Raw genomic sequence first — 25,102 nt, forward strand, 5'->3', positions numbered from 1 at the left:
TCTGATGGTACGTGTTCTCATGAAATGTATGATAGAATGAGTAGGATTAATTCTACAATACTTGCAGAGGAAGATAAAGCTATGTCTAAAATTTTAAAAGGTACGATGATTTTAACCGGAGCGACTTTCCTATCGAAGTTTCTGGGAATGATTTATACTATCCCTTTCGAACAGATGGTCGGCCCGGAAGGTATTGAACTGTACTTCTACGCTTACACGCCGTACAACATACTTCTGAGCCTTTCGACGCTCGGAGTGCCTATGGCTGTTTCAAAGTTCGTTTCCAAATATAACGCCCTTGAAGACTACCAGACGAGCCGGGATATGTTCCGCTCCGGGATGTATCTGATGGCGGCTACGGGAATTATCGCTTTTCTGCTGCTGTTTTTCGGTGCTGAGAAAATAGCTTCTTTCAGCCTTTCCGATGAAGATTCGGCGGCGGTGCTTCAGGATACGACTCACGTCGTACGCATGGTCAGTTTTGCCCTGCTCGTCATCCCTTCCATGAGTATAATACGGGGATTTTTCCAGGGGCATGAATCGATGGCTCCTACAGCAGTATCTCAGGTGATGGAACAGATTGTGCGGATCGCTTTCCTGCTTACCGGCGTATACATAGTGTATTACGTATTGGATGCATCGCTCGCTCAGGCTATCGGTATGAGTACGTTCGCTGCTTTCGTCGGTGGTATCGCTTCGCTGGTCGTACTTCTTACATACTGGAAGAAAAGGAAACCATACCTGGACAGGCATCTTAAACAACAGAAAACGAAGAGCGGTTTAACAACGCCGGATATGTTTAAAGAATTGCTCAGTTACGCCGGACCTTTTGTATTAGTAGGAATAGCAACACCGCTGTACCAGCTGATCGATCAATTTACGTTTAAACAGGCGATGGCAGATGCAGGACTTGCAGACATTGCAGGAGACGCCCTGCCTGCTATCCATGTCCTCAGTCATAAGCTGGTCATCATACCGGTTACGCTTGGACTTGGCATGGCTGTGACCGTACTTCCTGCTATTACAAGTTCTTTTACGAAACGGGAATTTAATAAACTTGACGGACAGATCAACCAGGCTTTGCAAATTATCGCTCTGCTGATAATACCGGCAGTTGTCGGTCTGTCTCTGTTATCGACGGAGGCTTACGGAACGTTTTACGGTCTGGAACAGCTTGACTATTTCGGTGATCTGTTAGGATGGTATGCCCCTGTCGGGTTATTTTTTGCATTGTTTACAGTCACCTCATCTATTCTGCAGGGCATTAACCGGCAGAATTTTGCGGTTGTCAGCCTCGGTGTCGGAATACTGCTTAAGCTCATGACCAACTCGCTTCTTATCCAGCTGTTCGGAGCGAAAGGTTCCATCATCTCCACCGGTCTCGCCGTACTAGCTGCAGTCATTCTCAATCTGTGGAAAATACGGCGAAGTACTGATTTTTCGTATAGAAAACTTTTCAAACGGAGCGTATTCATTGCTATATTGACCGTCATTATGGCAATCGTTGTGCTGCTTGTAAAAATGGTCGGCGGTGTATGGTGGAATCCGATGGAAAATCGCATGGGAGCACTTGCAGTACTGTTTCTCGGGATTGTGGCCGGAGCTTTTACTTACCTGACGCTGGCCTATAAATCCACGCTGCTTGAGCATGTGCTCGGCGACCGGGTGAAGCGGATAGAACGAATATTCAACAGATCCTGAGGAGGATACGAATGAGAATAGACAAACTACTGGCAAATATGGGCTATGGAACGAGAAAAGAAGTGAAATCATTACTCAAAGGCGGGACTGTCCACGTAAATGAGTCTCCTGTGAAAAATGGAAAAACTCATGTAGACCCGGAAGAAGATGTTGTAACGGTAGCGGGAGAGAAAGTGGAGTATCGGCGATTCATCTATTTAATGATGAATAAACCGGGCGACCTTATATCTGCAACGGAGGATCAGAATGAGTGGACGGTGGTCGATATTCTGCAGCCGGAAGACAAAGTATTTTCCCCATTTCCGGTCGGACGGCTCGATAAGGACACTGAGGGTCTCCTTCTGCTGACCAACGACGGTCAGCTGTCCCATCGGCTTACCTCTCCGAAGAAAGGAGTAGGAAAGACGTATGTCGCAGAAGTTGCGGGAGAGGTGACCGGGGACGATGCGGATGCATTTGAACGAGGGGTGACCCTTGATGACGGATACGTCACCAGACCTGCAAATCTTCATATTATAGAATCGGGCGACATCTCTCACGTGGAACTTGTAATCACGGAGGGGAAATTCCATCAGGTGAAACGGATGTTTGAAGCACGGGGGAAGAAGGTAACCAGATTAAAGCGGGTCAAAATGGGAGAACTTGTACTGGATGAAGAACTCGAGCCGGGAGAATACCGGGAGCTCCGTGAAAACGAAATCGAATACCTGCACACCATTACGAGTAAAGATAAGGGATAGAGTACCGGCTTATATCACCTTAAAGAAAGGCACCCGTTACGACGACGGGTGCCTTACCTTTACGATGCTTTCACTTTTTTTTCTGTCGTTTTCCATTTTCCCCTGTAAGGGCTGCACACAAGACCATTATATTCCAGTACGTGTAAATCTCTTTGAACGGTTCGATCGGTTATTCCAAATTCTTCAGCTACCTGAGCCGTTGAGACGGTACCTTCTGTCTTTATAAACAGATAGGTCGATTTAATACGGTCAAGCATACGTGTCGATGGACGATTCAAAAAACCACTCCTTCAGTATCGGTATCAATGGCGCCTCGTATCAAAACCCTTTGAGGATACGTTCATTGTACAACAGTGAGAAAGCATCAGCCACCTTTCCTGTACTATTTTACAGAAAATTCATCGAATTTACAAAAAATTCACGGGATCGCAAGGAACAAACCGGAGCGGGACAGGATTACCGTCAGCTCGTTCAGAATAGCGGAATTCCCGGTATAAAAAAGAAGAAAGGATGAGAAAAATGAGTAACGACTACGCTACTATGAATGAATTCGTAAAAAGGCTGAACAGACTCATACGGATACCCAGTGTATATAAAGAAGACGAACCCCCTTTCGGTAAAGACGTTCGAATGGCCCTGCATGAGTTGCTGGAAATCGGGGAAGAAGATGGATTTACCGTTAAAAACGTTGACGACTACGCAGGGCACGTTGAATTCGGCGAAGGGGAGGAACTGTTCGGCATACTTGCCCACCTGGACGTGGTGCCGGCCGGAAGCGGCTGGAGTGTTCCTCCTTTTGAATTGACAGAAAAAGACGGCAAACTTTTCGGAAGAGGGGTTCAGGATGATAAAGGACCGCTCATGGCGGCTTATATAGCTATGAAAGAGCTGAAAGAAGAAGGATTCGTCCCCCGTAAAAGAGTGCGCTTAATAGCCGGAACGGATGAAGAGAGAGAATGGAAGGGAATAGACTATTATTTCACAAAAGAAGAGATGCCGGAATTCGGTTTCACTCCAGATGCAGTCTTCCCGGTGATCCACGCGGAAAAAGGACTGTGGGATATTCATCTGGTTCGGGACAATTCTGAAGACTTCACTTCGGAGATGACGTATATAGAAACGATCTCGGGCGGCAGCCGGTTGAACATGGTTCCGGAGGCGGCAGAGGTTACTATTATACACAGGGGTGAAAAAGAACTGACGTTTCCGGAAGCGGAGAAAGTCTACAGGAACGGAGAAAAACTGACAGCCGTATTTGCGGGTTCATCAGCTCACGGAAGCACCCCGGACCGGGGAGTCAACGCCATCAAAAAGGCACTGAAATCCCTTGCCGGAGTATCCTTCCCCGCTCCTCAGAAAGAAATGATAGAATGGATGAATACATATTTATCCGATTCGACGGGAGAAGGGCTGGCTATTGATTCGAAAGACGAAGTTTCCGGGGCTCTTACCCTGAATGTCGGAACGCTTCACGGGAATGAAGAGAAGTGGGAAATCGGTCTGAATATCCGTTATCCTGTTACGGAATCATATGCGGAACTCATAAATAAAATGAAAGATTCCCTCCCGGGCTGGCTTACATTCAAAGAGACGGATCATATGGCCTCCATCTATCTCCCGGAAGATCACGCCGGTATACAGACGCTGATGCAGGCGTACAGAAGTGTGAGCGGAAGAAAAGAGACGCCGGAAGCGATCGGCGGTGCAACGTACGCCAGAGTTCTAAAGACAGGAGTAGCGTTCGGTGCCGTCTTTCCCGAAAGTCCGGACACCGCTCATCAGGCAGATGAGATGGTGCTTCAGGAAGATATGAGAAAGGCGATTGACATATATAAACAGGCTATTTTTACTTGGACGCGATAACAGGTATCTATTCTTAAGGGCAGGAGAGTGATATAATTGAAATCCACTCATTATTTTCTTGGAGTCCCTGTAAAGAATATAATCATTAAAGAACGGCTGCTGGAAAACAGAAAAAAACTACAACAACAGATGGACTATAAAGTATGGACAGCCCCTGAAGATTTTCATCTTACCCTCCGTTTCCTCGGAGAGGTGGAGGATATAGAATACTGGAAAGAGAAGGTGGCCGGGGCCTCAGCCTTCCCGCCATTCGATCTGGAGATCGGGGAAGTCGGTTTCTTCGGCAACCCGCAACATCCGAGAGTCGTTTTTCAGTCCGTCTCGCACTCGGAGGAACTGCAGCGACTGTTCAATTATTTTCAGGAAGGGGAGGCGGGCCGTTTCCACCCGCATATCACCCTTGCAAAGAAATGGAGAAAAGGAGAGCTCCCTGAAATAGAAAGCGGCAGCTTCCTGTCCTGGGATGTGGACACGTGCACCTTATTCAAAGTCCATCCGGGCAGCATTCCCAAATATGAACCGGTGACATCAGTTACACTTAAGGGTCAGGTGAAGAGATGGCACAATTGATTAAGCTTCAGGATTACATTTCGCGCTATGAATCGAATATTTTCCACTATACCGGTGAATTCATCCAGATGAAAAAGAAAAACTGGGAAGGGCTCAATAAAGCCTGGAAAAATGGCGGACTTTACGAAGAGCAGGAAGAAGCTGTTTCAGATGAAAGCGGCCTGTTGAAGCGGATTTGGAACAGAGTTCGAAACAGAGAAGAGGAAGTATGGGAGGAGCAGGAGGTTCAGCCGGAAATACCTGCCGATGAAGAAGAATTGAAAATTCAATTTCTGAACCAGCTTCTTCATTTTCAATTAAAATGGGCATCCACTACGCTGCAGGAAAAGTCATTCGTAGACTGGGGCTATGAACGGGATGACCTGTTGAAATATTATCTGCAACGCTTTCCCGACACATTTTTGCTGATGTATGAACCGCTGGTGGAGATGAAACGTGCAGTTCTTGAACTGGACCAGATACTGATCGGCCCGGACCGGATCGATATTATCGTCCACCTTGATGTTGAGGAGGGTACGATAATACACCCGGAGGAGGGGAGAAGCTGGATTTTGGAAGAAAGCGGAGTAAGAAGAAAAATCCCTAACCCCATTCTTCGGCTGCACAGGTCGGAAACGTACGTACGCAGCGTTCTGCAGACATATAATCATACATTTCCGTATCGAAAAATAGTTCTTGCTCCCGGTGCCATCTTCCAGGAAACCGTCCCCCCATATTCGACGGAATATATAGGGAAAGCGGAACATGAGGACTGGATGAATAAAAAGCGTATGCTTAAGATGCCTTTAAAACACTCCCAGCTTAAGGCTGCTCAGCTTCTCATGAAACACGCGAGAGTCACTTCTGTAAAAGCACCGGAGTGGGAGGAATCGGAATAACTTGAAAGAAATGGTCCTTTTACGTTAATCTTATTGAGTTAAATTAAGAAGCGGGACCGAGAATACTCAACAGGAATTGAGGAATTGAAGGTGAACTGGTTGGAACACATATTAGGGGACGAATGGTCGATCACTCCGGCCGGGGGATCGACGGGTGAAGCTTATTATGCAAAGAAAAAGGAAGGAAAACGCTTGTTTTTAAAGCGTAATTCTTCCCCTTTTCTTGCTGTGCTCTCAGCGGAGGGGATTGTACCGAAGCTTGTCTGGACGAAACGTCTGGAAAGCGGAGACGTTATTACAGCTCAGGACTGGATGGAAGGGCGTGAACTTGAACCCGAGGAGATGTCTCATCCCCGGGTTGCAGAACTGCTCAGTAAAATCCACTATTCCAAAGAATTATTAGATATGCTGATGCGTCTGGGGAAAACACCGTTGTCCCCGGCAGATATTTTGACGGATATAATAAATGATCTGGCTCTGACTCCCAGGTTGCGGCACCATGCGGGAGTGCAGAAGGCGATAGCTTACTTACAGGAAAACTGTTTTTCGATAGATGATGCGGACTGTGTCGTCTGTCACTGTGATACGAACCATAACAACTGGCTCCTGTCGGAGGATGAGTATTTGTATCTCATAGACTGGGATAATGCTATGGTCGCCGATCCCGCTCTCGACCTTGGTATGCTCCTTTATTTTTATGTACCGGAGGAGCATTGGGCCGAGTGGCTGACTTATTACGGAATAAAAGCTACCGATGAGTTGTACGGGAAAATGAAATGGTATGCTATTTCTCAGTTACTGGCTTTCATACAGTGGCATGATATGCGTGAAGAGGAAGATGAAGTGGCGCATCGGCTTTATCTGCTTGAGAAAGTAATATAAAAACCCCTGGTTATCCGGCAAAAACCGGTAACGCAGGGGTTTTTTACATTTTAAATGAAAGTGCACGAAGTATTACAGTTCCGGCGCGTACTTAAGTTCGTTCTCGCGGGCCTTCGAACTGGTTTTTTCGTTCAGGACTTCCACCGGGTAAACGAACAGGCTGTAACCTACAAACAATACTCCGACAGCCGCTACAACTGCAAGATCGATAACACTACGTAGTAAATTCATTTTTTCAACTCCATTTTAAATTTATAATATGATTTCTTTTGCACATATATAATCATAGATCAGGAAGCGCTTACAACCCAACAACGAAAGTAGTCCATATATCCCCTTTCATAAGCTCAAGCCGAAGTAACGGCTGTCAGGTATGCTTATGCGATTATATTAACGCATATACTCATTCATACGCTGTTATAGTCCAAAATTGATAATTAATTTTTTCCCGGAAGGAAACGTGGTACGATAATGAAAGAATAAAGGAGGAATATATGTGAGAAATCGTAATAAACCATGGGCGGATGATTTTTTAAAGGAGAACAACCACATTCTTGCCGAGGAGCCGTTTTCCAATAAAGGAAATTGGCAGCAGTCTTTTTCGAAAAAACAGCCGCTCCACTTGGAAATAGGCGCAGGGAAAGGCCAGTTCATAGCAGGAATGGCAGAAAAGTTCCCCGAAGTTAATTTTCTGGGGATCGAACGGGTCAAAACGGTCATGGTCGGAGCTGTCAAAAAAGTGAAGACGGCAGAAGTGGAAAATGTCGTTTTGGTTAATGAAGATGCCAAAGATCTGCGGGATATGTTCGGGACAGATGAGATCGACCATATCTACCTGAATTTTTCCGATCCGTGGCCTAAGAAAAAACATCATAAAAGAAGACTGACCCATGAAACATTTCTGGAACAGTACCGGGATGTATTGAAATCGGACGGGAGAATCACATTAAAAACGGATAACCGCAGTCTGTTCGAATATTCGCTATCGAGTTTTTCGAAATTCGGGATGACTCTGGAAGATGTGACACTTGATTTACATGAACTCGAGGACGAAAGTAACGTCATGACCGAGTACGAACAGAAATTCTCGGCCAAAGGTCAGCCGATCTACAGATGTGAGGTCATCAACAGAATTTGATAACGCTTACATGTAAGCGGGGATTATGCTACTATTGAAAGAAAGGGGGAATGATTATGGAAAAATTGACAATCGGTGATGCTTCTCTTACATGGCTTGCGGGCGGGAACAATCATCTCGACGGCGGTGCTATGTTCGGAGTTGTTCCGAAGCCGCTCTGGAGCCGTAAATACCCGGTGAATGACAAAAACCAGATTGAGCTTCGTACGGACCCGATCCTTCTCCAGGTGGACGGAAAAAATCTTATCATCGATTCCGGCATGGGAAATGGCAAACTTACGGATAAGCAGATGAGGAACTTCGGAGTTACTGAAGAGAGCCGCATAGATGAATCTCTTCGGGAAGCAGGACTCACCCGTGACGATATCCACTTCGTTCTCATGACCCACCTTCACTTCGACCACGCATGCGGACTTACGGAGAAAAAGGGTGAAGAGTATGTCTCCGTATTCCCGAAAGCCACGATTATAACGAGTGAAACGGAATGGGAAGAAATGAGAAACCCGAATATGCGCTCGAAGAATACATACTGGAGGGAAAATTGGGAAGCGATCCAGAGTCAGGTGGAAACTTTCAGGAACGAATGGGAAGTGCTCCCCGGTCTGAAAATGATGCATACGAGCGGTCACAGTAACGGTCATGCCGTTATCAGGTTCGAACGCGGGGAAGACATTTTCATTCATATGGCCGATCTTATGCCTACTCACGCCCATCAGAACAAATTGTGGGCGCTCGCTTTTGATGATTACCCGGTTACGAGCGTTCACGAGAAGGATAAATGGATGGATGAAGGGTATCAAAAGGGCGCCTGGTACACTTTCTACCATGATGCCTACTATCGTGCGCTTAAGTTCGACGAAGAAGGGGAAGTCGTAAAGGAAGTAAAAAGGGAACGGGACTGACCGTTTCCTGAACATCCGGCATTTCATATGTATATAAAAAAATCCGAACATTCCGGGACACTTTGAAGTCTCCTCCGGAACAGTTCGGATTTCTTATTATCTGTCTGTAACTGTTAAGACGCTTCTTCCGATACGTCAACTATTGTACCTGTAGCACTGTCGATGAAAAATTCGTACTGGGACGTTTCTCCGTCCTGATTACGGGAGATTCCACCGCGATATACGTTGTAGTTGATACCGTTCTTGTTCAACTGTTCAGGTTTCATGTAAATCCAGGAACCGCTGATAGGGCCCTGCTTTTTGAATGCTTCTTTAGCTATTTTCAAAGCTTTTTCCGGGTTTACCCCTTTTTTCGAAGAAATCTGTTCTTTTACTACGTAACCGGCAAGAATTCCGGCTCCGGTGGCAAGCGTTACTTTTTTCCAATCCATGATATTCACCTCTACTAATTATGATATCTTCCATTATACTAAAGTATCCGTTGAAAAGAAAATCTAAACTTTAAGATGTGAATTGTAGCAACCAGATAGAACTTTCGTTAAAATAGAAGGAAGAAATAAAAAAGGGGTTGTACATACATGAATCAGGAGACAAAGCAGCTGTTCCGCACGTTGACAGAACTACCGGGCGCTCCGGGTAACGAGCGGAACGTACGCACGTTCATGAAAGAGCAACTGGAAAAATATTCGGATGAAATAGTACAGGATAAACTGGGTGGTGTCTTCGGAAAGAAAAACGGGGAAGGCCCACGGGTCATGGTCGCCGGTCATATGGATGAGGTCGGATTTATGGTTACGCAGATTACGGAGAATGGAATGCTCCGTTTTCAGCCGCTCGGGGGCTGGTGGAGCCAGGTACTGCTGGCACAGCGCGTTCAGATTATGACGGATAAAGGAAGCGTAACCGGAGTCATCGGATCCATCCCTCCGCACAATCTTACGGAAGAGCAGCGGAATAAACCGATGGAAATTAAAAATATGCTGATAGATATCGGGGCGGACGACAGAAAAGATGCAGAAAACATAGGTATCAGACCCGGTCAGCCGATTGTGCCCGTGTGTCCTTTTACTACAATGGCCAACGAGAAGAAGATCATGGCTAAAGCCTGGGATAACCGGTACGGATGCGGGCTTTCCGTGGAACTTCTGAAAGAACTCCAGGGTGAACAGCTGCCGAACGAACTGTACTCCGGTGCTACAGTTCAGGAGGAAGTCGGACTGCGCGGCTCGCAGGTTGCTGCCAACATGATTAAACCTGACATTTTCTACGCTCTGGATGCATCTCCTGCGAATGATATGTCCGGAGAGAGCAAAGAGTTCGGTCAGTTAGGTAAAGGAGCTCTTTTGCGCATTTTTGATAAAACGATGATTACGCACCGGGGCATGAGAGAATTCATTCTTGATACAGCCGAGTCGAACGATATCCCTTACCAGTATTTCGTATCTCAGGGAGGCACCGATGCCGGTCGTGTTCATATCGCCAATGACGGCGTGCCTTCTTCGGTTATCGGAATATGTTCGAGATACATTCATACCTCTTCTTCGATCATTCACGTCGATGACTATGCCGCGGCAAAGGAACTGCTTAAAAAACTCGTAAGAACGACAGACACCAACGCACTTGAACAGATCAGAAAGAACGTATAAAGGAGAATGTACAACGCTCAGCTGTATGTGGTTTAGGCTGGGCGTTTTTTTTGCTATAATGAGTAAATCATACTTTAAGAATAGTGCAGGTGGACGATATGAAAATTTATGTAGGTTCTTTGAATCCTTCCAAGTTGACTGCAGTAACTGATGTTTTTGAGAACGATACGGTAGTGGAAATGGACGTGGATTCAAAAGTTTCCTCGCAGCCCTTCTCGGATGAAGAAACGCTCGAAGGAGCTATTCATCGGGCCCGTGAATGTGCAATGACCGCTAAAGCGGATCTCGGTATAGGTCTTGAGGGCGGCGTGATGGAGATTGGGGACGATCTTTATCTGTGCAACTGGGGGGCTCTCGTTGATCAACAGGAGAACATTTATACGGCGGCAGGAGCCCGGATTCCCCTCCCTGATGAAATTCATGAGCAGATGAGTAAGGGACTGGAACTGGGGGAAGTTATGGAGAAGTATGCCCAGAAGAGTGACGTACGTAAAAAAGAAGGGGCAGTCGGCATTTTTACGAATGGACAAATGAATCGTGATAAAATGTTCCGGCATATCGTGACGCTACTGAAAGGCCAGTGGGAATACGATAATCTGTAAGCCTCATTCATTCCGTGAAGTTTTGTTACGCACTTTTCATCAGGAATTTCTTCTTTCTGTGTTCAGTGCACTTTATAAACAGTTATTTCTAAAAAAGCAATCACGCCATTCATGCGTGATTGCTTTTACTCATTCGTATACGTAATTCAATACTTCAATCGCCTGATCGATATTCTCTACCGTTACAGTAGCCTGATTTGAAAGTTCTTTTAACGGATGAATCAGACTTTCATCGCGAATAAGAATCGTCGGCTTACCGGCCTGAATGGCAATACCGGCATCCATAGCGGTATTCCACTGTTTATAGTTCTCACCGAAATAGGCTATGACGGCATCGGATCTTTCCATAAGCAGTTTGGTGCGGAAATTGTTGATGGCTGAAGCTTTGTCATCTTTGATTTCTTTATTCGGCTGCTCCCCGAGGATATCCTCTCCGACGTTGTCGGAACGACTGTGATTCTCCTGAGGGTGGACGAATTTCACTTTAAGATCCTTTTTCTCGGCTTTCTGTTTCAGTTCATCTCTCCATGCATCATGTATCTGACCTGCCAGATATACACGTAATTCCATGCAATCCCTCCTGAATTAATAGTTCAGAGTCAAGTATACCCTCAGAAACAGGAAATTAATCCTGCATAATAATGTTTACATGTGTATATACATTGACGTATGCTGATAGAAGTGGGAAGGAGGGCAAGATGTGAGAGCTTATTTAGAGAAAAAAGGGGTTTCCCTTTCACCGAAAATTTATTTCATCGACTCATTGAGTTATATGGCCCTCGGATTATTTTCGTCTCTTATTATCGGACTTATTATCCAGACTGTCGGCGAACGGCTGCCGCTCGCTTTTCTCTCCACCCATTTAATAGAAATGGGTGATCTGCTTATGAATGTCCTTATATGGGGAGGGGCGATCGGAGTAGCGGTAGCGTACGGCCTGAATGCTCCGCCGCTCGTAATGTTTGCTGCCCTTTTCAGCGGGGCGCTCGGTGCGGAAGCGGGGGGACCTGCAGCCTCTTTCACTGCAGCCCTTATCAGTACGGAACTTGGAAAGCTGATCAGTAAAGAGACGAGCCTCGATATTATACTGACTCCGTTAGTGACGATAGTGACAGGATATACGGCCGGGTCACTTATCGGGATCCCGATAAGTGCTTTTCTTGAGGGTTTCGGTAATATCATCAATTGGGCAACAGTCCAGGAACCTGTCCTGATGGGGATACTGGTAAGCGTTCTGATGGGTATCGCACTGACTGCGCCGATTTCAAGCCTCGCTATATCTTTAATGCTTTCTCTTGAGGGAGTAGCGGCGGGGGCGGCAGCAGCCGGCTGTGCAGCCCAGATGATTTCCTTTGCCGTACTCAGCTATAAAGATAATACGACGGGTGGGATAATCGCCCAGGCGATCGGAACGTCCATGCTTCAAATCGGGAATGTGATTAAAAAACCGGTGACTATGATTCCTCCCGTTATAGCAGGAGCAGCAGTCGGGCCGCTGGCCACTGTAGTATTCACTCTCGAAAATAATGCTGCCGGCGCGGGTATGGGCACGAGCGGATTCGTCGGTCAGATTATGACGGTGGAAACGATGGGCTGGAGCAGGGAAGTCGGTATCGCAATTCTCGTAACCCATTTTTCGGTTCCCATAATCGTCACTATCATTCTCGGTATATGGTTCAGAAGAAAAGGATGGATTAAACCGGGAGACCTGGCGATTGAAACCAGCTAGTGGTATGCTACAATGACTCATGGAGGGATACGTATGGACCGTTTGCAATCAGTGGAAGAATTTGAACAGTTAGCAGAAAACGAGCAGACTGTTTTTATGTTTTCGGCAGCCTGGTGCCCGGACTGCAGGGTTATTGAACCTGAGTTACCGGAGCTGGAACGTGAAAATCCGGAATGGACGTTTGTGTACGTCGATCGCGATGACTTCATTGACTTGTGCGCGGATTATTCCATTTTCGGCATCCCGAGTTTCCTTGCTTTTAAAAGCGGGGAAGAGAAAGCCAGGTTTGTCAGTAAAGATCGCAAGACACTGGAGGAAATACAGAGTTTCATCGACGAAGCGAAATGATTAAAGAGGAGTTTTACCGATGAAAATGACGAGCATACAAATGAAGAAAAAACTGGAAGAGCGCCTTGATGAGAACGGCTGGCGAACTTCTTTCAACAGGGATAAAGATACTTTTCGCGTGGAGTGGGAACACTCCGGAGAAGGCATTACAGTAACAGTGCCGAATGTCATCTCCAAATGGCAGGAAAAAGGAGAAAATTCCCTGGATGAACTCGAAGAACATATTCGCGAAGCGCTTAGGGTCATGAATGAGAATACGGAACTTTCCGGCCAGGAAAAGAACGTATATCCCGTGATCCGGGCCGCTTCTTTTCCAACAGAAACTGAAAACGGAAAGAAACTGGTTTACACCGAACACACGGCCGAAACAAGAATTTATTACGCTCTTGATCTTGGAAAATCGTATCAGCTCATCGACTACCAGAAACTGGAAGAGGAAGGCTGGAGTATCGATCGAATGAAAGAAGTCGCCTCTTTCAACGCCCGGTCCCTCGAAGTGAGTCTGCGAAAAGACACCGTATACGGAAACGACTTCTATTTTCAGTCATTGAATGATGGTTACGACGCCAGCAGAATATTGAATGAGTCCTTACTCGAAGAGATGAAAGCAGAATGCAAAGGGGAACTGGCTATAAGTATTCCCCATCAGGACGTAATCATCTTTGCCGACATACAGAATGAAGGCGGATACGATATACTGGCCCAGATGGCGATGAAGTTTTTTGCGGAAGGTCTTGTACCGGTAACTTCCCTTTCTTTCCTATACGAAAATGGGGAGCTGGAACCTATATTCATACTTGCACAGAAAAAACCGAAGGAAAAAAAAGGGGACGATGAAACGTGATGATTTATTATAACGAGAAGGGCGTCGGTGACGTACTGCTCATTCCGTTTAATGAAACTGATAGAGATAACAGAACACATGAAGCATTCGGAGATATAGTGAAGATTACGGATAAAACGGACGGTTCTGTCCTCGGTTACAATATTTTCAATGCTTCCCGTCACTTCAGCGATCTGGGCAATGGGCAGATGCGGATGGACGAAGAGAAACTCGAAGAACTTAAAAAGTTATTTTCCGACCAGAATCTTAATGATAACCTCGATCTGGACCTGGAAGAGAAATTCGTCGTCGGTTATGTGGCGGAGATTCAACCGCATGAAAATGCCGATAAACTGAGCGTCTGTCAGGTTGATCTTGGAGATCAGCAGGTGCAGATCGTCTGTGGAGCTCCTAATGTGGACGCCGGACAGAAAGTGGTAGTTGCTAAAGTCGGTGCCGTCATGCCCGGGGGTATGAAAATCAAGGATGCTAAGTTGAGAGGCACAGCTTCAAGCGGAATGATTTGCTCCAGTAAAGAGCTTCACCTCTCGGACGGTTCGGAAGGAAAAGGTATTCTTGTGCTGGATGACTCTTATGAAGTCGGAGCCCCTTTTCCTGTATAAAGTTGAATAAAAGATACCGGGATACAATAAATCAAAAATGCAAAGAGGTGCGGGCCTCTTTGCATTTTTAACTTTTTTGAAAAACACAACGGAGGAAAAAGCTGATACAATAGAAAGAAAAGTATGCAAAGAAAGAGTGAATAAATATGTGGAAACAATTCATCGATAAATGTAAACAGCTTTTTGAACCGGAAGAAGAATTACCTGAAGAAGACAGAACGGCTCCTACATATCGAAGTTCGGAAGCAAAATCAAAAATGACGTACCATTACCCGAAAACCGGCTCGTTCCGCTTTCCGATGATTCCGGATAACTCTGCTGACAACTCCCGCGTGAAGAAGGAAACAAAAGAAGCGGAAGCAGACAAAAGCCTGCAGCGAACAAGACAGCGTACCAGAAGGACGCAGTCGGAGGAAAGTATGGATAACAAAGGTTTTGAGCAGTTCAACTACCGAAGAAAGAAGGAAAATGCCGAAGAAAAAGAAAAGAGACCTTCTCCTTCTGCCAAACCCTTCACCCCTACGGCGGTTCCGTCCCCGGTCCATGGGTTTCAACGGCAAAGAAATTATGGAAAAGATGAAGAAATCACAGAAGAAAACGAGTTGATTCCCTCTGAGGAAGAGGGGATCCCGGATTATGAAACAGAGGAGGCGCCGGAGACGGTTGCGGAATCTGAATTTTTGGATATGGAAGACGAAGTGGAAGAAGAATCTGACGTTTCCGGAGATGCGGGCACGGAAGTCTTCCTTTCTATAGAAGAGGATACCGGGTCTACCGAAGAAGAGCTGCCGGTACAGGAAGAAGACGAAGTAAGAAACGGGGAGCCGGAGACTGCTGTTCCGGAAGAAGAAAAGCCTGTAGAAGAAACAGGGCAGGGGACGTTCAGGGCAGCAGAGAGGGCAGCTGAGGAGAAGGAAAACGCAGCGGAAGAAGAGACTTCGGAACCTGCGACGATCATTACCAGAGAAAAGCCTGGGAACAAAGAAACGAAGAGCAGCCGATCTTCCGTCCCCTTCAATGTAATTATGACTCCGAAGGACAAAAGATCGAGAGACAAGAAACCAGAGGAACAAAATACGTCTCCGAAGACTGCAGAACCTGAGAAGACTGCAGAACTGCCGGAACAGAACGATCTGACCGGAGAAGCTAAGAGAGAGACAGACAATAGAAGAGAATACGAGTTACCTCTCTATTTATTCAACGATAAAGTCGTCAGGGAAGAGAATGAAGATACGATTATCATCGAACAGATGGAGCAGCTTGAAAACACCCTTCAGCAGTTCCAGGTAAAAGCCAAAGTTACAGATGCGATGAAGGGACCTACGGTAACCAGGTTTGAAGTGCAACCCGAGCCGGGAGTGAAAGTTAGTAAAATCACCAATCTCTCCGACGATATTAAATTGAAGATGGCTGCCAGAGACATCAGAATGGAAGCACCGATACCGGGGAAACAGGCCGTTGGCATTGAAGTGCCGAACCATAAATCACAGATGGTGGGTCTTCAGGAAATTTTTGAAACGGAAGAATTCACGAACTCCGATTCTCCTCTTACAGTCGGTCTCGGCCTCGATATCGCAGGCATACCTTCCGTAACGGACCTGAAAGATATGCCGCACGGGCTGATAGCCGGAGCTACCGGTTCCGGTAAGAGTGTATGCATTAATACAATCCTGCTCAGCCTGCTCTATAAATCGCACTATGAAGACGTCAAATTCATGCTCATCGATCCGAAAATGGTGGAACTTGCTCCGTACAACGGTCTACCTCAGCTCGTCTCCCCGGTCATTACGGATGTGAAAGCAGCAACTTCTGCCCTGAAGTGGGCAGTGAAAGAGATGGAGGAACGCTACGAGAAATTTGTGGAATATGGCGTACGTGATGTTGAGAAGTACAACGACAAAGTGATCCGGGAAGGGAAAAGCGAGAAAAAGCTCCCGTATCTCGTAATCGTAATCGATGAACTTGCTGACTTGATGATGACTTCTCCGCAGGAAGTGGAGGATGCCATCTGTAAAATAGCACAGAAAGCGAGAGCTTGTGGTATTCACCTGCTTGTAGCTACTCAGAGACCCTCCGTGGACGTCATTACGGGGCTCATTAAAGCGAATATCCCGACGAGGATAGCTTTCAGTGTTTCCTCCCAGGCTGATTCCAGAACCGTGCTGGATGCCGGCGGCGCCGAGAAACTTCTCGGTAAAGGGGATATGCTGTTTATGGGTAACGGGGACCGGACTCCGCAAAGAGTTCAGGGAGCTTTCGTTTCTGATGAGGAGATAACGAGAGTCACCGGATTCATGAAAAATATCGCACCTGCCAATTATTTGTTTGAACAGGAAGAATTACTGAATCATATAAATAATGAAGAAGAGACGGACTCTCTGTTTGATGAGGCGGTCCGCTTCGTCCTATCTCAGAACGGGGCCAGTGCTTCTCTTATTCAGCGAAGGTTCCGGGTAGGATATAACCGTGCCGCCCGTCTGGTCGACCAGATGGAGGAGCACGGGATCATATCTTCACAGAAAGGCAGTAAGCCGAGAGATGTACTGCTTACCGAACAGCAGTCGGAAGAATGGAAGCAGGGGGAACTATCCTGAATCCCTTGTGAAAAGCTCGGCGTTTCATTATGATAGAAGTGAAGCAGTGACGATTTAAACGGATAAGGAGTAAAGCTATGAAGGAAATATTACAAAAACTGAATGGGGAAATATCCCGTTTGACGAACAAAACATTTAAATTCGATGAACGTATCGGTGAGGGATGGTTTTCAGCGGTTTATTTTCTTAAAACCAATGATATCGTAAAGAAACATGTAGCCGATAACACTGTAACCATGCAGTTTTTCCAAAAGAGTCATGCGGTTCTCTGCGGTACGGATGAAGCTATAGCTCTTATCCACACGTTTGCAGAAAATCCCGGATCCCTGGAGGTTTACTCACTTAAGGACGGGGATCGTGTCAGCCCTTTTGAACCTGTGTTGACAATCAGCGGTCCTTATCAGGAGTTCGGTTATCTCGAAGGAATTATCGACGGTATTCTCGCGAGAAGAACCTCGGTAGCTACTAATGTGTATAATGTAGTGAAAGCGGCGAGATCTTCCGGGAAACAAAAACCGATAATTTTTATGGGTGACCGGGATGATCATTATACACAACAGGCAGGAGACGGCTACTCGGCTTTCATAGGCGGCTCCACCGCCCAGGCCACCCACGCCATGAATGAGTGGTGGGGGAAAGCAGGTATGGGTACTATGCCCCACGCATTACTCCAGATGTTCAAAGGGGATGTAGTAGCCGCAACGAAAGCTTATCAGGAAGAGTTCCCCGAAGACGAATTGACGACCCTTGTAGATTACAACAACGACGTTATCGGGGACTCCCTGAAAGTCGCCCGGGAGTTCGGCGATGATCTGAAGGGTGTGCGTCTTGATACATCCCGAACCCTTGTCGATAAATATTTCCTGAGAAATGAACATCTTATGGGTACTTTTGACCCGCGTGGAGTCAATCCTGAACTCGTATTTGCACTCAGGAAAGCCCTCAACAGGGAAGGGTACAATCACGTGAAAATAATAGTGAGCGGTGGATTCTCGGAAGATCGTATCCGTCATTTTGAAGAGAATAAAGTTCCGGTGGATATGTACGGAGTCGGCGGGAGTCTGCTGGATATCACCATCGGTTTTACCGGGGATAATGTTCTGTTGAACGGGGAACAGGAAGCGAAGCAGGGTCGTAAATATACCCCGAACCCGCGACTGGAGAAAGTTGATTTTGTTCCCGGACATTAGTAATGGATAAAAAGCACGAAGGAATTCGTGCTTTTTTCATTGTGACAGAAGGACATACTTCCTGCTTTTGATTACTAAAAGAACGTGATAAAATGATATAGCACTAAGCTGGGAAATTTACATTACTGAATAATACATATAAGTTTACCTATATGGAATTTATTACGGAGGTTTTTTTATGACTACTTACCACTTTGTTGGTATTAAAGGTACGGGTATGAGTGCTCTGGCACAAATACTTCATGATTCGGGCGAAACGGTCCAGGGGTCGGATGTGGATAAATACTTTTTTACCCAGAAGGCTCTGGAAGAAAAGGGAATCAAAATACTGCCTTTTTCTGCGGATAATATTGAAGAAGGATATGTAGTAATAGCCGGCAACGCTTTTGGTGATGAGCACGAGGAAATAAAGCGGGCCAAAGAGCTTGGACTCACCTATTACCGCTACCACGACTTTTTGGGCGAGTGGCTTAAACGTTTTACGAGTATCGCCGTAACCGGAGCCCATGGGAAGACTTCCACAACCGGTCTTCTTTCCCACGTACTGGATGAAACCTACCCGACCTCTTTCCTTATCGGGGACGGTACCGGAAAGGGAGGGGAGAACAGCGAATACTTTGTATTTGAATCCTGTGAATACAGGCGTCATTTCCTTTCTTATTATCCGGATTATGCCATCATGACAAACGTCGATTTCGACCACCCCGATTACTTCACAAGTATCGATGACGTGTATGACGCATTTCAGCAGATGGCGATGCAGGTAAGAAAAGGTATAATTGCGTGCGGGGATGATGAACATCTGCAGCATATCAAAGCCAATGTCCCTATCGTTTATTACGGTTTTCAGGAGTCGAATGATTTCCAGGCTAAAAATGTGTACGAAACAGAAGAAGGCACTACCTTTGATGTCTTTGTAAGAGGTACCTATTATGCGACCTTCACGATTCCGCAGTTTGGATCGCATACTGTATTGAATGCACTGAGCGTCATCGCTCTCTGCGACTATGACGGTATACCGGCCGAAGAGATCAATGCACTGAAAACATTCGCCGGAGTGAAGAGAAGATTCACGGAGAAAGAATGGGGCGGGCAGATTCTCGTAGATGATTACGCTCATCATCCGATAGAAATTGCCGCCACCATCGACTCTGCACGGAAAAAATATAAGGGGCGTCCGGCGGTAGCTATTTTTCAGCCCCACACTTTTTCAAGAACGAAAGCTTTCCTCAAAGAGTTTGCCGAAAGCCTGCAGGAAGCGGACTACGTTTATCTGTGTGACATCTTCGGTTCTGCACGGGAAAGTAAAGGTAACCTGACTATCAACGATCTCCAGGAACTCATTCCGGGTGCTGAAATACTTGCTATTGAAGACACAGAAAGATTGAAAGAGCACAAAAACGGTGTTCTTCTGTTCATGGGAGCGGGAGATATTCAGAAATTCCAAAAAGAATACGAAGCAAAAGTGAAAAGCGTAGCCGAGTAACAAAAGCACACAAATAAAGACTTCCGGGGGATTTTTATAATCCCCTGATAATGTTATAGTTAGGGAGTGTCATCGGTTTAATTGCGCTTATGGAAGGGTAGTAGATATAAGTACTATCTACATAAGAAAAGAGGGGTGGAAATTATGGATATTCTCACTTATGTTGCGATCGGAGTCGCAGTATTGGCTTTGATTGTACTCGCAGTTTACGCTGTGAAGACTATCTCCACCGTTAAGAAAACGATGAATCAGGCGAACGAGACGGTAGAAGGAGTTCAGGAACGTACGGAAGGAATCACTACCGGTGTCACTACTCTTCAGGAAAAAGGTGAATCCCTGACTGAGAAGCTGAACAACCATAAAGAACTTCTGGATGAAACGATAGCGCAGATCAAGACTCCTGCCAGCAAAAAGGATGATTTCGATAAAGCGCTCAGTGACGTCCCGACGTCCAACGTCCGTGCAGACTCACAGGAAGTCAATGAAGTTTTTGGCTGGGTTCATGCAGTGCTTGACGTATGGGGAATTACGAAGAAGTATAATATTTAAAGGAGGATGTTGACAAATGGCAAAAGAGAAACAGAATCAGAACCAGGGGAACAGCAAAGATTTTATATTGGGAACGATTATAGGAGTGCTTATAGGTGCGGCTACTGCATTGTTCGTAGCTCCTAAATCAGGCAAGGAACTTCGTGAAGATCTTAACGAAAATTCAGGAGTATGGAAAGAAAAAGCAGCTTCGACTACTCAGGACCTCAGTTCTAAAGTTAAAGAGAAAGTACAGGGGAACTCCGACGAAAAAGAAGCTGAACAAGCTGCCCAGGAGGTTGCGGAAGCAATCGAAGAAGCAGCCCGCGAACTTGAGCAGGAACAGGAAAAAGGACAATCCAATTAATTTCAGGAAGGCGAGGGCTTGCTCCCTCGCCTTTTTTTCTTCTATGATAAGGGGAAAGGAAAATTATGATTGCAGAAACGGGAGGAGATTACAGATGGAAACAGTAAAATCTATTCAGCAACTAAAAGAATTATTGAAGAGCGAGGAAGAATTTATACTATTGAAACACAGTCTTACATGCCCTATAAGCGCATCTGCAAAAGGGGAAGCAGAGAACTTTGAACGTTCTTCCGATACTCCGGTGTACTTCATCCCTATTCAGGAAGCAAGGGATGTATCCCAGTTTGCAGCTGAGGAGTTGAAAATCTCCCATGAATCCCCACAGGCTTTTTATATAAAGGATGGATCGGTAGAATGGGATGCGACACACTTTGATATTACGAAGGAGAACCTGGATAAGGCGGTCATTTCCTGAACATATATCTGTTAACTATGATGAATTTCTTTAATAAGGGTGACAATTCAAAATAATTCAGCTATAATTGCCCTAATTATCAATAAGAGGTAATTTTTTATGAAGGAATAAGGGGGACTAACGATGAGTAACCAACAACTCGATCAATTACGTAATGAACTGGATGATGTAAACGTAGAGCTATTGAATTTAATAAGTAAACGCGGTGATCTGGTAAAGAGTATAGGAGAAGTGAAAGAGCAGCAGGGTATGAATCGTTTTGACCCCGTGCGTGAGAGAGCAATGCTTGACAAAATAGTGGAGAACAACGAAGGTCCTTTCGAGAATTCTACAGTAACGCAGCTTTTCAAAGAGATTTTCAAAGCGAGCCTTGAGCTTCAGGAAGACGATCACCGGAAGGCTCTGCTGGTGTCACGTAAGAACAAAGCCGAGGACACTGTTGTGAATATCAAAGGGGAAAAAGTCGGAGCCGGAGAGCTGACCCACGTATTCGGCCCGTGCTCGGTGGAGAGTTACGAACAGGTCAAGGAAGTAGCGCAGGCCGTAAAAAAACAGGGTGGTAAACTGCTCAGGGGCGGTGCATACAAACCACGTACTTCGCCTTACGATTTCCAGGGCCTCGGTGAAGAAGGACTGCAAATTCTTAAACGCGTGGCAGATGAGGAAGGTCTCGCCGTAATTTCGGAAATAGTCAATCCCGCCGATATAGAGAAAGCCGTAGACTACATTGATGTCATTCAAATCGGTGCCCGCAATATGCAGAACTTCGAACTTCTGAAAGCGGCAGGTGCCGTTAAGAAGCCGGTTCTTCTGAAGCGCGGTATGTCAGCTACTATCTCTGAGTTCATCAATGCGGCTGAGTACATCATCTCCCGGGGTAATGACCAGATCATCCTGTGTGAACGCGGAATACGCACATACGAGAAAGCTACCCGTAATACGCTGGACATTTCAGCGGTTCCTATTTTGAAACAGGAGACTCACCTGCCTGTTCTTGTGGACGTAACGCACTCAACAGGCCGGAGAGATTTGTTGCTGCCGACTGCAAGAGCTGCAATCGCAATCGGAGCAGATGGTATAATGGCTGAAGTTCACCCTGACCCGGCAGTGGCGCTTTCAGATTCTGCCCAGCAGATGGATATCCCTACATTCGAATCTTTCATTAATGAAATAAATAAGCAGCAACCGGTGAAATCATAAATTTACAAAAAGTCAGGTTAACAGCCTGGCTTTTTAAATTGTACCGGTTTCGTTATAATGAATGGGAAGACATGAATTGCAGGTTTTTCTTAAATATCGTATGATTATTAAGATTAATTAATAGGGTATAGTAGTTTTAAAAGCAGTTTTAGAGGAGGAAATGAACATGAATGTAACAATATATGATGTGGCACGGGAAGCCAATGTATCCATGGCTACTGTGTCCAGGGTCGTAAATGGTAACCCTAACGTGAAACCGGCTACAAGAAAGAAGGTCCATGAAGCGATTGAACGTCTCGGTTATCGACCGAATGCCGTAGCCAGAGGGCTGGCCAGTAAGAAGACGACTACGGTAGGAGTGATCATACCGGATATTTCCAGCATCTTTTTCGCTGAACTGGCCAGAGGGATCGAAGATATTGCGACGATGTATAATTATAATATTATTTTGAGCAACTCCGACCAGAACAAAGATAAAGAACTTCATCTGATCAATACAATGCTCGGCAAGCAGGTGGATGGTCTCATCTTCATGGGAGGAGATATAACAGAGGAACATACAGAGGAGTTCCGGAGAGCTTCTGTACCGGTTACGCTGGCGGCGACGCTCGACGAAAGTGAAGAGACTCCTTCTGTAAACATCGACTACGGCGACGCAGCTTATGAAGCTACTGAACATCTGCTTTCCACCAGTAAAAGAGTAGCTTACGTTTCAGGACCGGATAATACGTCCATAAACACGAAAAAACTGGAAGGTTATAAACGCGCATTGAAAGATTATAACCAGGGCGTCGATGATGAACTCCTCGTACTGGGTGATTATTCGTATGATTCGGGTCTGGAAGCGGCTGAACAGATTATCGCTCTCGAAGAACGTCCGGGCGGAGTATTCGTAGCTTCCGATGAAATGGCTCTCGGTGTCATCCATGGTTTTCAGGACAAAGGTATCAGCGTACCGGAAGATATCGAAGTGATCGGCTTTGATAATACCAGACTTGCAACGATGATCCGTCCTACGTTATCTACTATTGTACAGCCGATGTATGATATTGGAGCCGTGTCGATGAGGCTTCTGACGAAATTGATGAACAAAGAACAGGCGGAGGATACGAATGTGATCCTTCCTCACAGAATCATTGAAAGAAACTCAACGAATCAAAAAAAGTGACGATATATAAAGTATAAGTCACATCGTTCGTTGAGGAGAGAGCAGTATGAACAAAAAAGATATATTGACTCCGATAGGTATTACGTTAGGTTTCATTATGATTATGGTCGGAATCACGGTCAACGGCGGGATAGGAGGGCTGAAGTCGTTCATTCAGGCTACCTCTGTGTTTATTGTTCTTGGCGGAACCCTTGCCGCCCTGTTCGTGAACTTTAACCTGGGAGAAATGAAACTGGCTTATAAAGCCATTCGCATGTCCTTCAACAAGGATTCCATGGATTTGCCCGAACTGATAAAGCTGTTTGTTAAATTATCCGACAGAGCTCGGCGCGAGGGACTTCTGGCTTTGGAAGCGGAAGCGGAGAACATCGAAGACCCTTTTATAAGAAAAGGAATATTGATGTCTGTGGACGGAATAGAACCTGAACTGGTAAACGAAATCATGAGTGCCGAAGTGAGTGCGGTCGAGGAACGTCACCAGAGAGGTCGTGCGATCGTAGAAAAAGCCGGAGAATACGCCCCGGCCTGGGGGATGATAGGTACGTTGATCGGCCTTATCCTCATGCTGGAGAGTTTGAATGATCCCGCTACGCTCGGTCCTCAAATGGCGGTGGCCCTTTTGACGACACTGTACGGTACAGTTCTTGCAAACCTTGTTTTTTTACCTATGGCCGGGAAACTCGAAAACAAAACCGATCAGGAAATCTTCAAAAAGCAGATAATCACCGAAGGTATTATCGGTGTACAGTCCGGACAGAACCCGAAAATTCTGGAAGAAAAACTGAGTGCTTTTCTATCGGAGGAAGAAAAAGAAAAAATGGCTTCCAAGGAAGCACAGGAACAGGAAATGCCGAAGGATGCGGCCAATGAAGCATAGAAAACGAAAGGCCAAAGTGGAAAAAGGGTCGCCCAAATGGATGACTACATACGCAGATATGATTACGCTCATCCTTGTATTCTTCGTATTATTGTTTTCCATGTCACAGATCAGTGAAGTGAAGTTCGATTCCGTCGCAGAATCTTTCAAGAATCGTATGATATTCGACTTTATGCCCTCGCCGGTGGAAAGCAAAAATCCTACCGACCGCACTGAAGTCCGTGAAAATGGTGATGATCGCAGTGATTTCGATGAACCGATCGATGTGCCCGAGATAACATCGGAACCGGAAGAGGAGATAGAGAAAGAAGAAGCGCAACAACTGGATGAGCTTATGCAGGAAGTGCAGGAATTTCTTGAAAAAAATAGTCTTAAAGACATTATTTCAGCCGAACGCACGAATAAGGGAGTGGTTCTCGTTCTGCAGGAACAAGTGCTGTTTGAAAGTGGAGAAGCTTCAATACTGGAATCCGGCCGCCCTTTCCTCGGAAAGCTGCGGGACCTGCTGATACAGGTGCCTAACCATGTACGAGTGGAAGGACACACGGATGATCGTCCGATTGCGACGGCGAAGTTCCCCTCGAATTGGGAACTCTCCGGAGCGAGAGCCGGAAGTGTGATACGCTATTTGCAGAATAATGATCCGAGACTTGAATCCGGCCGGTTTACAGCGGTAGGGTACGGTTCCACCCGTCCGGTCGTCGAGAACAATTCAAAAGAGAACTGGAGAAAGAACAGAAGAGTTGAAATCGTAATTCTGGAGTCCGAATATGAAAAGAATGAACAGGCATCCCTGTCCTCATCCTGAGGAACGGAGATGCCTGTTTTTCAT

Annotated in this window: 28 protein-coding genes; 24 read left to right on the top strand and 4 right to left on the bottom strand. The window is 45.9% G+C overall.

From position 1 onward, the window contains the following. Positions 1-81 precede the first annotated feature (81 nt). Positions 82-1,701, top strand: a complete 1,620-nt coding sequence (locus AAV35_RS04210; RefSeq protein WP_008590810.1) for a putative polysaccharide biosynthesis protein — start codon at positions 82-84, stop codon at positions 1,699-1,701. Positions 1,702-1,712: 11 nt separating this feature from the next. After that, positions 1,713-2,441 (top strand): pseudouridine synthase, encoded by a 729-nt coding sequence (locus AAV35_RS04215; protein ID WP_008590813.1) that lies wholly within the window; start codon positions 1,713-1,715, stop codon positions 2,439-2,441. A 59-nt stretch (positions 2,442-2,500) separates the two neighbouring features. Here AAV35_RS04215 and AAV35_RS04220 read toward each other — a convergent pair whose 3' ends face one another. Then, positions 2,501-2,698, bottom strand: a complete 198-nt coding sequence (locus AAV35_RS04220) for a DeoR family transcriptional regulator (RefSeq protein ID WP_065757339.1) — start codon at positions 2,696-2,698, stop codon at positions 2,501-2,503. A gap of 262 nt (positions 2,699-2,960) precedes the next feature. Here AAV35_RS04220 and pepV point away from each other — a divergent pair, with 262 nt between their 5' ends. The 4 genes from pepV (at position 2,961) to AAV35_RS04240 (ending at position 6,634) form a co-directional block, all read left to right on the top strand. Then, positions 2,961-4,304 carry a dipeptidase PepV gene (gene pepV, locus AAV35_RS04225; protein ID WP_008590816.1) on the top strand — a complete coding sequence of 448 codons (1,344 nt, stop codon included), beginning with the start codon at positions 2,961-2,963 and terminating at the stop codon, positions 4,302-4,304. Between the two features lie 36 nt (positions 4,305-4,340). Continuing rightward, positions 4,341-4,874: an RNA 2',3'-cyclic phosphodiesterase gene (gene thpR, locus AAV35_RS04230; protein ID WP_008590818.1), complete on the top strand. Its 534-nt coding sequence runs from the start codon at positions 4,341-4,343 to the stop codon at positions 4,872-4,874. After that, a complete protein-coding gene (locus AAV35_RS04235) occupies positions 4,862-5,752 on the top strand; it encodes an NERD domain-containing protein (protein ID WP_040609521.1) in 891 nt (296 codons plus the stop codon). The genes thpR and AAV35_RS04235 overlap by 13 nt, the downstream gene beginning before the upstream one ends. 99 nt (positions 5,753-5,851) lie before the next feature. Beyond that, entirely contained in the window at positions 5,852-6,634 is a 783-nt protein-coding gene (locus tag AAV35_RS04240; RefSeq protein WP_040609531.1) for a phosphotransferase family protein, read from the top strand. Between the two features lie 72 nt (positions 6,635-6,706). Here the strand turns inward: AAV35_RS04240 and AAV35_RS14480 are convergent, their stop codons facing one another. Next, positions 6,707-6,865, bottom strand: a complete 159-nt coding sequence (locus AAV35_RS14480) for a hypothetical protein (RefSeq protein ID WP_008590823.1) — start codon at positions 6,863-6,865, stop codon at positions 6,707-6,709. Between the two features lie 265 nt (positions 6,866-7,130). Between AAV35_RS14480 and trmB the strand changes: the two genes are divergently transcribed. After that, positions 7,131-7,772 (top strand): tRNA (guanosine(46)-N7)-methyltransferase TrmB, encoded by a 642-nt coding sequence (gene trmB, locus AAV35_RS04245; protein ID WP_008590826.1) that lies wholly within the window; start codon positions 7,131-7,133, stop codon positions 7,770-7,772. Between the two features lie 56 nt (positions 7,773-7,828). Next, the gene (locus AAV35_RS04250; RefSeq protein WP_008590828.1) at positions 7,829-8,674 is read left to right on the top strand and encodes a YtnP family quorum-quenching lactonase; all 846 of its coding nucleotides are present in this window, start codon (positions 7,829-7,831) and stop codon (positions 8,672-8,674) included. 113 nt (positions 8,675-8,787) lie between these two features. Here AAV35_RS04250 and AAV35_RS04255 read toward each other — a convergent pair whose 3' ends face one another. Then, positions 8,788-9,105, bottom strand: a complete 318-nt coding sequence (locus tag AAV35_RS04255; RefSeq protein WP_008590829.1) for a PepSY domain-containing protein — start codon at positions 9,103-9,105, stop codon at positions 8,788-8,790. Between the two features lie 147 nt (positions 9,106-9,252). On the opposite strand from AAV35_RS04255, the gene AAV35_RS04260 reads away from it, so the two are divergent. Next, positions 9,253-10,320, top strand: a complete 1,068-nt coding sequence (locus tag AAV35_RS04260) for a M42 family metallopeptidase (RefSeq protein WP_008590831.1) — start codon at positions 9,253-9,255, stop codon at positions 10,318-10,320. 98 nt (positions 10,321-10,418) lie between these two features. Further along, positions 10,419-10,922, top strand: a complete 504-nt coding sequence (locus AAV35_RS04265) for a DUF84 family protein (RefSeq protein ID WP_008590832.1) — start codon at positions 10,419-10,421, stop codon at positions 10,920-10,922. A gap of 129 nt (positions 10,923-11,051) precedes the next feature. On the opposite strand, the gene AAV35_RS04270 is transcribed toward AAV35_RS04265, so the two are convergent. Continuing rightward, entirely contained in the window at positions 11,052-11,492 is a 441-nt protein-coding gene (locus tag AAV35_RS04270; protein WP_008590834.1) for a YtoQ family protein, read from the bottom strand. A gap of 130 nt (positions 11,493-11,622) precedes the next feature. On the opposite strand from AAV35_RS04270, the gene AAV35_RS04275 reads away from it, so the two are divergent. The 14 genes from AAV35_RS04275 to motS all read left to right on the top strand — a co-directional run bounded on the left by AAV35_RS04275 (position 11,623) and on the right by motS (position 25,078). Then, positions 11,623-12,651, top strand: coding sequence for a PTS sugar transporter subunit IIC (locus tag AAV35_RS04275; protein WP_008590836.1), 1,029 nt, complete (start codon positions 11,623-11,625; stop codon positions 12,649-12,651). Between the two features lie 33 nt (positions 12,652-12,684). Then, positions 12,685-12,999: a thioredoxin family protein gene (locus AAV35_RS04280; protein WP_008590838.1), complete on the top strand. Its 315-nt coding sequence runs from the start codon at positions 12,685-12,687 to the stop codon at positions 12,997-12,999. A 19-nt stretch (positions 13,000-13,018) separates the two neighbouring features. Further along, positions 13,019-13,843, top strand: a complete 825-nt coding sequence (locus AAV35_RS04285) for a DUF1444 domain-containing protein (RefSeq protein WP_008590840.1) — start codon at positions 13,019-13,021, stop codon at positions 13,841-13,843. Next, positions 13,840-14,445 (top strand): YtpR family tRNA-binding protein, encoded by a 606-nt coding sequence (ytpR, locus tag AAV35_RS04290; protein WP_040609524.1) that lies wholly within the window; start codon positions 13,840-13,842, stop codon positions 14,443-14,445. Before AAV35_RS04285 ends, ytpR begins: the two co-directional genes overlap by 4 nt. Before the next feature lie 146 nt (positions 14,446-14,591). Continuing rightward, positions 14,592-17,039, top strand: coding sequence for a DNA translocase FtsK (locus tag AAV35_RS04295; protein WP_008590843.1), 2,448 nt, complete (start codon positions 14,592-14,594; stop codon positions 17,037-17,039). A gap of 77 nt (positions 17,040-17,116) precedes the next feature. After that, a complete protein-coding gene (locus AAV35_RS04300) occupies positions 17,117-18,229 on the top strand; it encodes a nicotinate phosphoribosyltransferase (RefSeq protein ID WP_008590845.1) in 1,113 nt (370 codons plus the stop codon). 178 nt (positions 18,230-18,407) lie between these two features. Then, on the top strand, positions 18,408-19,715 hold the full coding sequence (gene murC / locus AAV35_RS04305; RefSeq protein WP_008590847.1) for a UDP-N-acetylmuramate--L-alanine ligase: 1,308 nt from the start codon (positions 18,408-18,410) through the stop codon (positions 19,713-19,715). A 144-nt stretch (positions 19,716-19,859) separates the two neighbouring features. Next, entirely contained in the window at positions 19,860-20,264 is a 405-nt protein-coding gene (locus tag AAV35_RS04310) for a DUF948 domain-containing protein (protein WP_008590849.1), read from the top strand. Positions 20,265-20,280: 16 nt separating this feature from the next. Then, complete coding sequence (locus tag AAV35_RS04315) at positions 20,281-20,610, top strand: YtxH domain-containing protein (protein ID WP_008590851.1); 330 nt, start codon at positions 20,281-20,283, stop codon at positions 20,608-20,610. 94 nt (positions 20,611-20,704) lie between these two features. Continuing rightward, positions 20,705-21,025 (top strand): bacillithiol system redox-active protein YtxJ, encoded by a 321-nt coding sequence (gene ytxJ, locus AAV35_RS04320; RefSeq protein ID WP_008590853.1) that lies wholly within the window; start codon positions 20,705-20,707, stop codon positions 21,023-21,025. A gap of 123 nt (positions 21,026-21,148) precedes the next feature. Continuing rightward, on the top strand, positions 21,149-22,225 hold the full coding sequence (locus AAV35_RS04325; protein WP_008590854.1) for a bifunctional 3-deoxy-7-phosphoheptulonate synthase/chorismate mutase: 1,077 nt from the start codon (positions 21,149-21,151) through the stop codon (positions 22,223-22,225). Positions 22,226-22,391: 166 nt separating this feature from the next. After that, positions 22,392-23,393, top strand: coding sequence for a catabolite control protein A (gene ccpA / locus AAV35_RS04330; protein WP_008590857.1), 1,002 nt, complete (start codon positions 22,392-22,394; stop codon positions 23,391-23,393). A gap of 46 nt (positions 23,394-23,439) precedes the next feature. Further along, on the top strand, positions 23,440-24,270 hold the full coding sequence (gene motP, locus AAV35_RS04335; RefSeq protein WP_008590858.1) for a flagellar motor protein MotP: 831 nt from the start codon (positions 23,440-23,442) through the stop codon (positions 24,268-24,270). Continuing rightward, positions 24,260-25,078: a flagellar motor protein MotS gene (motS, locus tag AAV35_RS04340; protein ID WP_008590861.1), complete on the top strand. Its 819-nt coding sequence runs from the start codon at positions 24,260-24,262 to the stop codon at positions 25,076-25,078. Before motP ends, motS begins: the two co-directional genes overlap by 11 nt. The last annotated feature ends 24 nt before the right edge of the window (positions 25,079-25,102 follow it).

The organism is Salimicrobium jeotgali (assembly GCF_001685435.2).
GTDB classification, from domain to species: domain Bacteria; phylum Bacillota; class Bacilli; order Bacillales; family Halobacillaceae; genus Salimicrobium; species Salimicrobium album.